Source organism: Pedococcus sp. P2_D9 (assembly GCF_056404275.1).
In genome coordinates, this window is record NZ_JBFUEI010000007.1 from 126130 (window position 1) to 138359 (window position 12230).

A 12230-nucleotide genomic window follows, 5' to 3' on the forward strand; every position below is an offset into this window, starting at 1 on the left:
TGAGCACACTTTGGTAGGAATGAAATCAACTTTCACGATGTGATAATGGAGTCACCATGAGTCGGACGATCTTCACCGGCGGGCAGGTCTTCGACGGGACCGGGGTGCCGGCCTTCCCCGGGGAGGTCGTCGTCGAGGGCGACCGGATCGTCGATGTCCGACAGGGCCACCACCCGGATCACCACGACGGCGCCGAGGTCGTGGACGTGGCGGGCCGGACGGTCATGCCCGGCATGATCGAGAGCCACGCCCACCTCACCTTCCCCTCCGCGGTCGGGCACATCGACCCGTCGTTCAACCCGCCGCTCGACGTGTCGTTCTTCCACCACATCGAGGGCTTCGAGTCCGAGCTGGCCCGCACCGAGCGCAACGCGAAGATCGTGCTCGACGCGGGCTTCACCTCTGCATACTCCGCCGGGTCGCTCCTCCCGATGCCGGTCGAGCCGGTCGTCCGCGACAAGATCCGCGGCGGGGTGATCCCGGGGCCGCGGATGCTGGCGGCGGCAGCGGAGCGCGACAACCACCCGCAACGCCCCGACGGCCACGTCGAGCCCGACTGGACCGGTCCCGACGCCTGCGCGCGGTGGGTGCGCGAGCAGGCGGCGATGGGCTTCGACAGCGTGAAGTTCCTCGTGAGCAACGACGACGTCTTCGTCCCCGGCGGCAGCCACATGACGCAGTACGACGCCGACGAGCTCAACGCCGCCGGCGAAGCCGCCCGTGAGGTCGGCGTGTGGCTCAACGGCCACTGCCAGTCACCCGAGTCGGTCAAGCTCGCTGTCCGCGCAGGCTTCCGCTCGATCTACCACTGCACGTACGCCGATGAGGAGGGCCTGGACCTGCTCGAGGCCAACAAGGACTTCCTGTTCGTCAGCCCTGCGCCCGGCATCATCTACGCCAACGTCCACGAGGGGGCCGAGTTCGGGATCACCACCGAGGTTGCCCAGCAGATGGGCTCCGTCGACGCGCTCGCGGGGATGCAGGCGATCTACCCCGCGATCCGCAAGCGCGGCATCCGGGCCCTCATCGGTGGCGACTACGGCTTCCCCAACAACCCGATCGGGCGCAACGCCCGCGACCTCGGGCTGTTCGTCACCGAGCTGGGCTACTCACCCGCCGAGGCCCTCGTCGCGGCCACCCAGTACGGCGGTCAGCTGATGGGCATGGGTGACGAGCTCGGGCTGCTCAAGCAGGGCTACCTCGCCGACCTGCTCGTCGTGAACGGCGACCCGACCGTCGACGTGACGATCCTCGAGGACGCCGACAACCTCGTGTGCATCGTGCAGGGCGGACGGTTCCACAAGCGCTCGCCGGAGGTGGCGGCCGTCTCGTGACCGAGGTCCAGATCCGCCGGGACGTCGTGTATGCCGGCCTGCCCGGCTTCCGACCGCTGGCGCTCGACGTCTACGCGCCGCGGTCGCCGCGGCTGATCTGTCTCTACCTGCACGGAGGCGGCTGGCGGGTGGGATCGCGACGGGCCGGCCCCGGGCCACTGTCGCCCACGTCGGGCCGGCTCTTCGAGCGCATGGCCGGCAGCGGCGTCGCGATCGTCAGTGCCGACTACCGGCTCAGCGGCGAGGCGCAGTTCCCGGCCCAGCCCACGGACGTCGCGGCAGCCTGGGACTACGTCGTCGCCAACCGGGACGGGCTCGGCCTCGGTGACCTGCCCATGGCGGCGTTCGGGGTCAGCGCCGGCGGTCACCTGGCCGCCTTGCACGCTCTGCGTGGGCAGGCTGCACCGCCCGTCAGCTCCGTCGCGCTCTGGTACCCGGTCACCGACCTGCTGGCGATGCCCGACGACCAGGCGGAGGTGGGGGGCGACGCCGACCGCGGCCCGGGCTCGCGTGAGGCGATGCTCCTCGGCGGACCGCCGGCCGACGTCCCCGAGCTGGCTCGGGAGGCGAGCCCCGTCAGTCACGTCCGCCCTGGCGCACCGCCCTTCCTCCTGGTCCACGGTGACGCGGATCTCGCTGTGCCACAACGGCAGAGCGCCCGGCTGGCCGAGGCGCTCCTGGCCGCTGGCGGGACCGCCGACCTCGTCACCGTGCCCGGGCAGGGGCACATGTTCCCGACCCTCCGGGCCCACGAGGTCGAGGCGCTGGTCGACCGGACGACTGACTTCCTGCTGTCCCACGCCGGCTGACCCTGAGGACTCTCATGCCGATCGACCCCCACTACACCCGCAGGTTCCACCTCATCGACGGCATCGCTTCCTGGCCTGAGGCCTTCGGTGATCCCGCGTCGAGGGGGCGCTTCGAGCAGTTCATGGCGCAGGGCCGGACCGACTACGTCCCACCGGCGGTGGAATCTGAGGCGGTCGAGGCGCCTGGACCGCATGGTCCGGTTCCGATGCGCGTGTACTCATCCGGTGGTGTCGCGCCCGGAACGCCTCGTGCCGGCCTGGTGTGGCTGCACGGTGGCGGCTTCGTCGCCGGAGACCTCGAGATGCCCGAGGCCGATGCCGTGGCCCGTGAGCTGGTCGTCCGGGCCGGTGCAGTGGTGGTCAGCGTCGACTACCGGCTGGTCGACCCGGCCACTGGCGCCAACGCCTTCCCGGTGCCGCTCGACGACGTCCTGGCTGCCTGGCGCTGGGTCGTGGTGCACGCCGACGCCCTCGGTCTCGACGCGCGGCGGGTGGCGATCGGGGGTGCCAGTGCCGGCGCGAACCTGGCCACGGGTGCAGCCATGAGGCTCCGTGACGACGGTGACGAGGTGCGACCGTGCCGACTCCTGCTCGCCTACCCCTGTCTGCACGCCGTTCTCCCGCCGCAGCCCGTCGCCCACGAAGGTGCCATGTCCGACGTGCCGGAACTGTTGCGCTTCCGTCCGGCAGACGTCGAGCGGATCACCCGGGACTACGCCGGCGGTGACATCGCGTCCGTGAGCCCGTACGCCATGCCAGCGGCAGGCGACCCCGCCGGGTTGCCGCCGGTGACCATGGTGAACTCGGAGTACGACGATCTACGCGTGTCCGGTGAGGACTTCGCGCGAATGCTCGCCGAGGCCGGTGTGCAGTGCGATGTCTCCACGGAGCCGGGCGTCCTGCACGGTCACCTCAACGAGTCGCCGCGCGTTGCCGGGACGGAGCGCACGCTCGCCCGGTTCGCCGCGGCGCTGTCGTCCCAGCTGGACCCTGGGTCAGCGGGGCGCCACGTCTGACCAGGCCGAGGTACGACCTGCGGAGGAGGATCGATCAGGACCCGCCGGCCGACCGTCGCATCGCCTGCTCTCGTCGACCTGCCACGCACGAAGGAGACGACCATGGAGTACACCCGTCTTGGCAGCACAGGGCTGCGCATCAGCCGGCTCGCGCTCGGTTGCATGAGCTACGGCGACCCCACGGCCGAAGCAGCGCACCGTTGGGCACTGGACGACGATGCTGCACAACCATTCTTCCGGCAGGCCGTCGAGCTGGGCATCACGTTCTGGGACACCGCGAACGTCTACCAGCACGGCACCTCCGAGGAGGTGGTCGGCAGAGCCATCGGTCGCTACTCCCGACGCGAAGACATCGTCCTCGCGACAAAGGTCTACGGAAAGATGCACGATGGGCCTGGTGGTCGAGGTCTGTCACGCAAGGCCATCCTCGAGCAGCTCGACGCGTCGCTGGGCCGTCTTGGCACCGACTACGTAGATCTGTACCAGATCCACCGCTACGACCCCGACACGCCGGTCGAGGAGACGATGGAGGCCCTGCACGACGTCGTCAAGGCGGGCAAGGTCCGCTACGTCGGCGCCTCGTCCATGTTCGCCTGGCAGTTCGCCAAGCTGCAGCACGCCGCAGACCTGGGGGAATGGACCCGATTCGTGTCCATGCAGAACCAGTACAACCTGCTTCGCCGCCAGGACGAATCAGAGCTGATGGCCATGTGCGCCGACATGGGTGTGGGCTGCGTGCCCTATTCGCCACAAGGCAAGGGGCGGCTTGCCCGCCCGTGGGGACAGCAGTCGCACCGATCCGATGTCGATCACCTCGTCCAGGCCTTCGACTCTCCCTTCGACGAACCGGTCGTCACCGCGGTCGAGGCGGTCGCGAACGCGCGTGGTTTGACGATGGCGCAGGTGGCCTTGGCGTGGGTGTTGCGCAACCCGCTGGTGTCTGCCCCGATCGTCGGTGCCACGAAGGATCACCATCTGCCGGAGGCGGTTGCCGCTTTGGATGTCGAGTTGACCGATGAAGAGGCTCAAACCATGGAGAAGGAGTACACGCCCCAGGGTCCCTCTTGGTACTGACCCCTCGCACCCCCGTCGTCGCCACCTGCGGGTGGAGTTACAGCTGCCGCTCCAAGGCGTCGAGGGTTCGGTAGCAGTCGAGGACGTCGGCGATGGAGGAGTTGGGTTGCCTTCCTTCGCGGATGGCTGACACGAACTCGCGGTCCTGCAGCTCGATGCCGTCCATGGACACGGCCACCTTGCTCACGTCGATCGGCTCGTCCTTGCCCGTGCTGAGGTCGTCGTACCTCGCCAGGTAGGTGCCGGTGTCGCCGATGTAGCGGAAGAAGGTGCCGAACGGGCCGTCGTTGTTGAACGACAAGGACAGGGTGCAGATCGCGCCGCTCTCGGCGCGCAGCTGGATGGACAGGTCCATCGCGATGCCGAGCTCGGGGTGGATCGGGCCCTGGATCGCGTTGGCCTGCACGATGGGCGAGCCGGTCTGGTAGGCGAAGAGGTCCACGGTGTGGGCGGCGTGGTGCCACAGGAGGTGGTCGGTCCACGACCGCGGCTGACCCAGCGCGTTGAGGTTCCGGCGGCGCAGGAAATAGGTCTGCACGTCCATCTGCTGCACGTGGAAGCTGCCGTCCACGACCCGCTGGTGCACCCACTGGTGACTGGGGTTGAACCGGCGGGTGTGGCCCACCATCGCGACCACCCCGGTCTTCTCCTGGAGGTCGGCACACGCTTCCGCCCCAGCCAGCGAGTCGGCGAGCGGGATCTCGACCTGGACGTGCTTGCCGGCCCGCAGGACGGCCTGGGTCTGGTCGGCGTGCATCGGGGTCGGGGTGGCGAGGATGACGGCGTCGACGTCGTCCATCGCGAGGATGTCGTCGAGCGTGGCCACCGCGCGTCCGATGCCGTGCTCGGCCGCGAACGCCTCTCCCGACTCCAGGGAGCTGCTGACGACGGCCGCCACGTCCACGTCGGGGATGCGCTTGAGTCCGTTGACGTGCTTGGCGCCGAAGGCGCCGCCTCCGGCGAGGGCCACTCGGATCGGCTGGTTGGTCATGTCACTCCTGGGTCGGGGTGGCCGGGTCGCTGGCCGGGTCGCTGGCCGGGTGGTTTGCGAGGACCAGGTGGCCGACCGCGGTGTTGGAGGCCGGCACATGGTAGAAGCGGTGGAGGACCTCGGTGCTCCCGGCGCCGGGACCACCGTCATCGGCGACGTCGGCCATCGCGCCGCGGGCGATCAGCCACATGACGAGCTCGATGCCCTCGGACCCGGCCTCCTCGACGTAGTTGAGGTGGCCCACCTCCGACTGCCCCGCCGGGTCCGAGATGAGCCGGTCGAGGAACGCGTTGTCCCACTCCCGGTTGATCAGTCCGGCTCGCGGTCCCTGCAGCTGGTGGCTCATCCCCCCAGTGCCCCAGACCTGGACGCGCAGCGGCCGGTCGTAGGACTCGACGGCACGGCGCAGGGCGCGACCCAGGGCGTAGCACCGGGCGCCGTGCGGGACGGGGTACTGCACGACGTTCACGGCCAGGGGGATCACCTTGCACGGCCACGGCTCATCCGGCGCGCGCTCTCCGAACATGAGCGACAGCGGCACGGTCAGGCCGTGGTCCACTGCCATCTCGTTGACGAGGGTCAGGTCGAAGTCGTCGAGGATGAGCGACTGGGCGAGGTGCGCCGCGAAGTCGGGGTCGCCCTCCACCGGCGGGACCGGTCGCGGCCCGTACCCCTCGTCGGCGACCGGGAAGTGCGGACCGGTCCCGATGACGAAGGTCGGGATGAGGTGCAGGTCGAAGGCCGTCGCGTGGTCGTTGTAGACGAGGATCACGACGTCGGGGGTGTTGTCGGCCATCCACTGACGGGACCACTCGTAACCGTCGAAAACCGCCTTCCAGTAAGGCTCCTCGGTCTTCCCGAGGTCCATCGCCGCACCGATCGCCGGTACGTGCGAGGTGTAGACGCTGGCCGTGATGGTGGGGTGGCCGTCGGCGGCGGTGGACGGCGCGGCATACCCCTCCTCGACGATCCGCGCGGCAAGCGCGTCGCGGATCCGGTTGCCCTCGATCGAACGACCGCCGGCGAGCATCATGTCGCGGTACTCGGCCTCGGTCATGCCCGTCATGGACCCGGCCATCTGCTGGAAGGACAGGCCGAACGTCGCGCCGATCTTGGACAGGAAGTAGATGTTACCGCCGAGCCGGATGCACTCGTTGAGGTCGAGGTCTAGCACCGCCTGCTTCTGCTCGGGCGACAGCTCCCACTCGTCGAGGTAGGCGCCCTGGTCGGCGATGAAGCGGCTGCGGTTCTCCGGCGACATGAGGGACATGCAGAACTGGTTCAGGTGGTAGCCCTTGGCCGACTGGTCGGCGTCGAAGATCGTCGTGCCGGGCACGTCGAGATATGGCTTGTCCATGGTCATGGGGTTGATCCTTCCTCGGGCCAGTAGAGGCGCATCGGGTTGTCGACGAGCAGCGCCCGCTGGAGTTCGGGAGTCGGTGCGATGTGGGGGATGCCGTCGACGAGCAGGCCGTCGTCGGGCATGTGGTCGGTGAGGTTCGGGTGCGGCCAGTCGGTGCCCCACAGCACCCGGTCGGGAAACTCCTCGACGACGCGGCGAGCGAACGGCACGACGTCCCGGTATGCCGTGCGCTCGCCATCGAGGGCGGGTGGCCCGGTCCGCGACAGGCGTTCGGGGCAGGTCACCTTGCACCACACGTCGGGCTTGTCCCGCATGAAGTCCAGGAAACCGGTGAAGCCCGGTCCGTCCGGCGACGCCGCCACGTCGGGCCGGCCCATGTGGTCGACGACGAGGGGCAGGGGGATCGAGGTGAAGAAGTCGCGCAGCTCGGGCAGGTCGGGTGCCTCGAAGTAGATGACGACGTGCCAGCCAAAGGGCGTGATCCGGGAGACGACGTCACGGAGGTCCTCGGGGGAGGGTGTGTCGACCAGCCGCTTGACGTAGTTGAACCGCACGCCGCGCACGCCTGCCTGGTGCAGGTCGGCCAGCTCGGGCTCGGAGATGCCGGGCCGGACCGTGGCCACCCCGCGCGCCCGACCGTCGGCCGCCCGGAGGGCGTCGACCATGGCCCGGTTGTCGGCACCGTGGCAGGTCGCCTGGACGATGACGTTGCGGCTGAAGCCGAGGTGGTCGCGCAGGGCGAAGAGCTGGTCCTTGGAGGCGTCGCAGGGCGTGTACTTGCGTTCGGGCGCAAAGGGAAACTCCGCGCGGGGACCGAACACATGGCAGTGTGCGTCGACCGCGCCGGGGGGCACGACGAAGTGGGGCTTCGTCGGCTCGGCGTACCAGTCGAGCCACCCGGGCGTCTTCGTCGTCGTCTCGCTCATCGGGGCGTCAGTCCTCGTACCGCAGGCCGAGACGGGCGAGCGGCTCACGCATGTCGTAGAGGTCCAACCCCAGTGTCCCGCTGCGGAACTTGGCCCGCTTGCCCTCTTCGTTGGCCTCGCGCCTGCCCGCCTCGGCAGCGACCTCGGAGGCCCTCGCCGCGGGCACGACGACCACCCCGTCGACGTCGGCCACGACGACGTCGCCGGGGTTGACGAGGGCGTTGGCGCACACGACCGGGATGTTGACCGAACCCAGGGTGGCCTTGATCGTGCCCTTGGCGTTGATGGCCCGACTGAACACGGGGAAGTCCATCTTCTCGAGGTCCTCAACGTCCCGGACGCCACCGTCGATGACCAGCCCGGCGCACCCACGACTACGCAGCGAGGTGGCGAGCAGCTCGCCGAAGAAGCCGTCCTCGCTCTCGGTCGTGCAGCCCGCAACCAGGACGTCTCCCTCCTGGACCTGCTCAGCCGCGACGTGGAGCATCCAGTTGTCGCCGGGTTGCAGGAGCACTGTCACGGCAGGGCCACAGAGTTTCGCGCCGCGGTAGACGGGCCGGAGGTAGGGCCGCATCAGGCCGACCCGGCCCATGGCCTCGTGGACGGTCGCGACACCGTAGGCCGACAGGGCCCGCACCGCGTCCGCGTCGGCCCGCTCGATCCTGGTGTGCACGACACCGAGCTCGGTCCCGCTCATGGGGTCTCCTCCTCTGTGCTCATGTCAGCGTCCCTGCTCACGCAGCCGCGCGTCCAGGCGCGGGTAGACACGTCGCGCGTTCGCGGCATACACGTCCTCGCGGTGGGCATCGGTGAGGTGGGGTGTCGCGTCGACGTATCGCCTGGTGTCGTCGAAGTAGGCGCCGGTGCGGGGATCGATGTCGCGGACGGCCCCGATCATCTCGCTCGCGAACAGGATGGCGCTGGTGGGGATGACGTTCGTCAGCAGGTCGATGCCGGGCTGGTGGTACACGCAGGTGTCGAAGAAGACGTTGGCCAGCAACGTTTCCGGGTCAGGCCGCTTCAGCGCCATGGCCAGGCCCCGGAACCGGCCCCAGTGGTAGGGGACCGCGCCACCGCCGTGCGGGATGACCAGTCGCAGGGTGGGGAAGTCGGCGAACAGGTCGCCCTGGAGGAGCTGCATGAACGCCGTGGTGTCGGCATTCAGGTAGTGCGCTCCCGTCGTGTGGAACCCGGGGTTGCAGGAGGTGCTGACGTGCACCATGGCCGGGACGTCCAGCTCGACCAGCGCCTCGTAGATCGGGTACCAGGACCGGTCGGTCAGCGGTGGGCTGTCCCAGTGGCCACCGGACGGGTCGGGGTTGAGGTTGACCGTGACGGCGCCGAGCTCCTCGACCGCACGACGCAGCTCGGGCACCGACGTCGCCGGGTCGACCCCGGGCGACTGTGGCAGCATCGCCCCCATCACGAACCGCTCCGGATAGAGCGTGCTGACCCGGTGGCAGAGGTCGTTGCAGATCCGCGCCCAGGTCGAGGAGACGTCGAAGTCGCCGATGTGGTGCGCCATGAAGCTCGCGCGCGGCGAGAAGATCGTCACGTCGATGCCGCGCTCGTCCATGAGCCGCAGCTGGTTGGCCTCGATGCTGGCGCGGATCTCGTCGTCGGTGATCCGCAGTGCCGCCGGGTCCGGCGCGTTGTCGGGGTGGCCGATCGCGGAGACCTGCGCGTTGCGCCAGGCCTCGAGCGGCGCCGGCGCCGTCGTGTAGTGCCCGTGGCAGTCGATGATCACGAGTCCAGCCTCGCATCCGAGAATGCTCCGGAGAGGCAGCCTTCCGTCTGACGGAAGGCCTCTGTGGCGGGCCGGGAGGTGCACCTAGCGTGGTCCTCGTGCTGACCCTGCGAGGGCTTTCGTCGATGGCCACCCGCGACGTCCTCGCCGCGTTGACGGCTGAGGGCGACCTCGGGTTGAGCCAGCTCGTCGTGCAGTCGGCCGGAGGCGTCGAGGTGGCGCGACGCCTCCGGGAAGGCGAGCAGGCCGACGTCGCGGTGCTGGGGGGCGACGCGATCGAGGCGCTCGCTCGCGACGGCCTCGTCGACCGCCACACGATCGTGCCGTTGTTCGTCTCCGACGTCGTGGTCGGCGTCCCGGAGGGCGCTCCCGTGCCGGACGTCAGCAGCGTGGAGTCGTTGGTTGCCGCCCTTCTTGCCTCACGGCGAATCGGCTACTCCACCGGGCCCAGTGGCTCCGCGCTGGTGGGCCTGGTGGACACGTGGGGCCTCACCGAGCGGCTCGCGGACAGGTGGGTCCAGGCACCTCCGGGTATGCCGGTTGCCCGGCTGCTCGCCGACGGCGCCACCGATCTCGGCTTCCAGCAACGCAGTGAGCTCGCTGCCGCACCTGGCGTCACCGTGGTCGGCCCGATGCCGCCCGGTGCGGAGATCGTCACGACCTTCACCGGGGCGGTGCCGACCGCGTCGGAGCATCCGACGGAGGCGCTGGCCGCACTGGTCCGGCTCGCCGCCCCTGAGACGTACGAGATCGTCAGGCGTCATGCCCTTGCCCCTGCCGGTTGATCCCGTCGACTGACGTCAGGAGTCAGTGCCCTGACGAGTCACTGCCGTGAGGAGTCATTGGGCCACCCCGCGTACTGCTCGGCCAGGTAGGTCCGACCGGCGCGCGTGGAGACGACGTTGTCCAGCTCACCCAGCTGTCGGCGGAGGTCGAAGGCGCTGGCACCGGGCGCCGTGTGCAGCATCTGGGTCATCCAGTACGAGAAGTTCTGTGCCCTCCAGACCCGGTTGAGCGCCCGCGGCTCGTAGTCGTCGAGCGCGTCGAGTCCTGCGCTGCCGAGCGCACGCGGGATCACCTCGGCCAGCACCTTCACGTCGTGGAGGGCAAGGTTGAGGCCGCGGGCTCCGGTCGGCGGAACGGTGTGCGCCGCATCGCCCGCCAGCACCATCGACCCCCACCGCATGGGTTGCTGCACAAAGGATCTGAAGCGCAGCACGGTCTTCTCGATGACCGGGCCCTCGACGAGCGAGAAGCCGTCGGCGCCAGCAACGCGCGACTGCAGGGTCTCCCAGATCCGCTCGTCGCTCCACGCCTCGGTGTCCTCCTCGGGGTCGCACTGGAAGTACATGCGCTGCACGAGGTCGGTGCGTTGGCTGATCAGCGCGAAGCCGTGCTCGGAGTGGGCGTAGACGAGCTCGGGTGCGCTCTTCGGCGCTGCGGCGAGGATCCCGAACCACGCGAACGGGTACTCACGGAAGTACTGGGTGCGGCTCGCCTCGGGGATGAGCGAACGACACATCGACCGTGAGCCGTCGGCACCGACGACCACCCTGGCGCGCACCTCGTGGCGCCCACCGTCCGCACTCGTGAAGCGCAGCGTCGGTCGGTCGCCGTCGATCCCGCTGACCTCCGGGTCGGTCACGCCGTAGTGGACCGTGCCACCGTCCCGGTCCCGGGCGTTGGCGAGGTCGATGAAGACGTCCGTCTGGGGATAGAGCCAGACCGACCCGCCGACGAGCTCCCGGAAGTCGATGCGGTGGGCCCGGCCGGCGAAACGCAGCTCGGTCCCGTCGTGCTCGTGCCCGTCCCGCAGGATCCGGTCCGAGACGCCCGTATCGACGAGGTCGCGAGCGGCGCCGGCCTCGAGGATCCCGGCGCGGTGCGTGCCTTCGATCTCTGCCCTGGTGCGAAGGTCGATGTTCACGCAGGCGATGCCTGCCCTGCCCAGCCGGTGCGCGAGCATCAACCCGGCCGGCCCGGCTCCGACGATGGCGACGGGCACGTCGAGGACGCTGTCGACGGGCGTTGTCGGAGCGGATTCCACCCGGGTCTCCTCGGGTCGGTGGGAGGGGTGCCAGTCGGCGGCTGGGGGGCCGCTCGCTGGTTGACGAGTCCAGCATCGCCGGTTGCCCCGTGCCGCCACAGGCAACTTCCGTCAGGTGGAAGGGCTATCGCTGCGCGGAGATCATGACGTCGGTTGTCGCGGGGCTGCCCGCTCGACGGCCCAGCTCGACCGAGATGGCGTTGGCAGCGGCAACCACGGGCTGGCGGAGGTGGCGCACCGCAGCAGCGGTCTTGCCCAGCACCACGATCCCGATGGCGGCATGGACGGGACCTCCGGCGCCGATCCGGACCGGGGCGGCCAACCCCACGGTGTGGTCGGACAGCTGGCGGTCGTTCACGGCGTACCCATGTCGTCGCACGGACGCCAGCATGGCGCGCAGGCGACGCGGGTCCGTGACCGTGAACTCGGTATGTCGGGGCAACGGCTGGGACAGGACGGCGTCACGGATGTCGGTCGGGGCGAAGGCGAGCAGCACCAGGCCCACGCCCGTCGACGGCAGGGGGAAGCGGGTGCCCACCATCGTCTTCAGCTCGACGGACCGGTGGCCGGCGATGCGCTCGACGAACGTGAGCTCGGTGCCCTCGCGCACGGCGAGCTGGATGTTCTCGTGGGTGACCTCGTAGAGGTCCTGGAGGTAGGGGAGGGCCACCTCGCGCAGGATCTGGCCGCGCGGACACAGGGAGCCCACTTCCCACAGGCGCAAGCCGATGTGCCACCTTCCCTCGTCGTCACGCTCGAGGGCCCCCCAGTCCGCGAGCTCGGCGACGATGCGGTGTGCGGTGCTGAGAGGGAGCCCGGTCCGGCGGGCGATCTGGGACAGGGTCAGCTGGGCGTGGTCGCGTCCGAACGTGGACAGGACCGCCAGGGCCTTGCCGCCCGCGGTCAGCCCTTCGCGTGCCATG

General features: G+C 69.7%; 12 protein-coding genes. 5 read left to right on the plus strand and 7 right to left on the minus strand.

All coding sequences use genetic code 11. The features are described 5' to 3' along the window. Positions 1-56: 56 nt before the first annotated feature. The 4 genes from AC1DXJ_RS13000 to AC1DXJ_RS13015 all read left to right on the plus strand — a co-directional run bounded on the left by AC1DXJ_RS13000 (position 57) and on the right by AC1DXJ_RS13015 (position 4233). Positions 57-1334 (plus strand): amidohydrolase family protein, encoded by a 1278-nt coding sequence (locus AC1DXJ_RS13000; protein ID WP_477615248.1) that lies wholly within the window; start codon positions 57-59, stop codon positions 1332-1334. Beyond that, positions 1331-2143 (plus strand): alpha/beta hydrolase fold domain-containing protein, encoded by an 813-nt coding sequence (locus AC1DXJ_RS13005; protein WP_477615249.1) that lies wholly within the window; start codon positions 1331-1333, stop codon positions 2141-2143. The genes AC1DXJ_RS13000 and AC1DXJ_RS13005 overlap by 4 nt, the downstream gene beginning before the upstream one ends. Positions 2144-2157: 14 nt before the next feature. Further along, complete coding sequence (locus tag AC1DXJ_RS13010; protein ID WP_477615250.1) at positions 2158-3159, plus strand: alpha/beta hydrolase; 1002 nt, start codon at positions 2158-2160, stop codon at positions 3157-3159. 102 nt (positions 3160-3261) lie between these two features. Next, positions 3262-4233, plus strand: a complete 972-nt coding sequence (locus tag AC1DXJ_RS13015) for an aldo/keto reductase (RefSeq protein ID WP_477615251.1) — start codon at positions 3262-3264, stop codon at positions 4231-4233. A 37-nt stretch (positions 4234-4270) separates the two neighbouring features. Here AC1DXJ_RS13015 and AC1DXJ_RS13020 read toward each other — a convergent pair whose 3' ends face one another. Genes AC1DXJ_RS13020 through AC1DXJ_RS13040 form a run of 5 tightly spaced genes read right to left on the minus strand, consistent with a single transcriptional unit; the run spans position 4271 to position 9260 of the window. After that, positions 4271-5224 carry a Gfo/Idh/MocA family oxidoreductase gene (locus tag AC1DXJ_RS13020; protein WP_477615252.1) on the minus strand — a complete coding sequence of 318 codons (954 nt, stop codon included), beginning with the start codon at positions 5222-5224 and terminating at the stop codon, positions 4271-4273. A 1-nt stretch (position 5225) separates the two neighbouring features. Beyond that, complete coding sequence (ligA, locus tag AC1DXJ_RS13025; RefSeq protein ID WP_477615253.1) at positions 5226-6587, minus strand: protocatechuate 4,5-dioxygenase subunit alpha; 1362 nt, start codon at positions 6585-6587, stop codon at positions 5226-5228. Then, entirely contained in the window at positions 6584-7513 is a 930-nt protein-coding gene (locus tag AC1DXJ_RS13030) for an amidohydrolase family protein (protein WP_477615254.1), read from the minus strand. The genes ligA and AC1DXJ_RS13030 overlap by 4 nt, the downstream gene beginning before the upstream one ends. Positions 7514-7520: 7 nt before the next feature. After that, entirely contained in the window at positions 7521-8210 is a 690-nt protein-coding gene (gene ligK / locus AC1DXJ_RS13035) for a 4-carboxy-4-hydroxy-2-oxoadipate aldolase/oxaloacetate decarboxylase (protein ID WP_477615255.1), read from the minus strand. A gap of 24 nt (positions 8211-8234) precedes the next feature. After that, positions 8235-9260, minus strand: coding sequence for an amidohydrolase family protein (locus AC1DXJ_RS13040; protein ID WP_477615256.1), 1026 nt, complete (start codon positions 9258-9260; stop codon positions 8235-8237). A gap of 98 nt (positions 9261-9358) precedes the next feature. Here AC1DXJ_RS13040 and AC1DXJ_RS13045 point away from each other — a divergent pair, with 98 nt between their 5' ends. Beyond that, positions 9359-10045 carry a substrate-binding domain-containing protein gene (locus AC1DXJ_RS13045; protein WP_477615257.1) on the plus strand — a complete coding sequence of 229 codons (687 nt, stop codon included), beginning with the start codon at positions 9359-9361 and terminating at the stop codon, positions 10043-10045. Between the two features lie 38 nt (positions 10046-10083). Here AC1DXJ_RS13045 and AC1DXJ_RS13050 read toward each other — a convergent pair whose 3' ends face one another. Further along, positions 10084-11307 (minus strand): 4-hydroxybenzoate 3-monooxygenase, encoded by a 1224-nt coding sequence (locus tag AC1DXJ_RS13050; RefSeq protein WP_477637147.1) that lies wholly within the window; start codon positions 11305-11307, stop codon positions 10084-10086. Positions 11308-11431: 124 nt separating this feature from the next. Then, positions 11432-12229, minus strand: coding sequence for an IclR family transcriptional regulator (locus AC1DXJ_RS13055; RefSeq protein ID WP_477615259.1), 798 nt, complete (start codon positions 12227-12229; stop codon positions 11432-11434). Position 12230 lies beyond the last annotated feature (1 nt).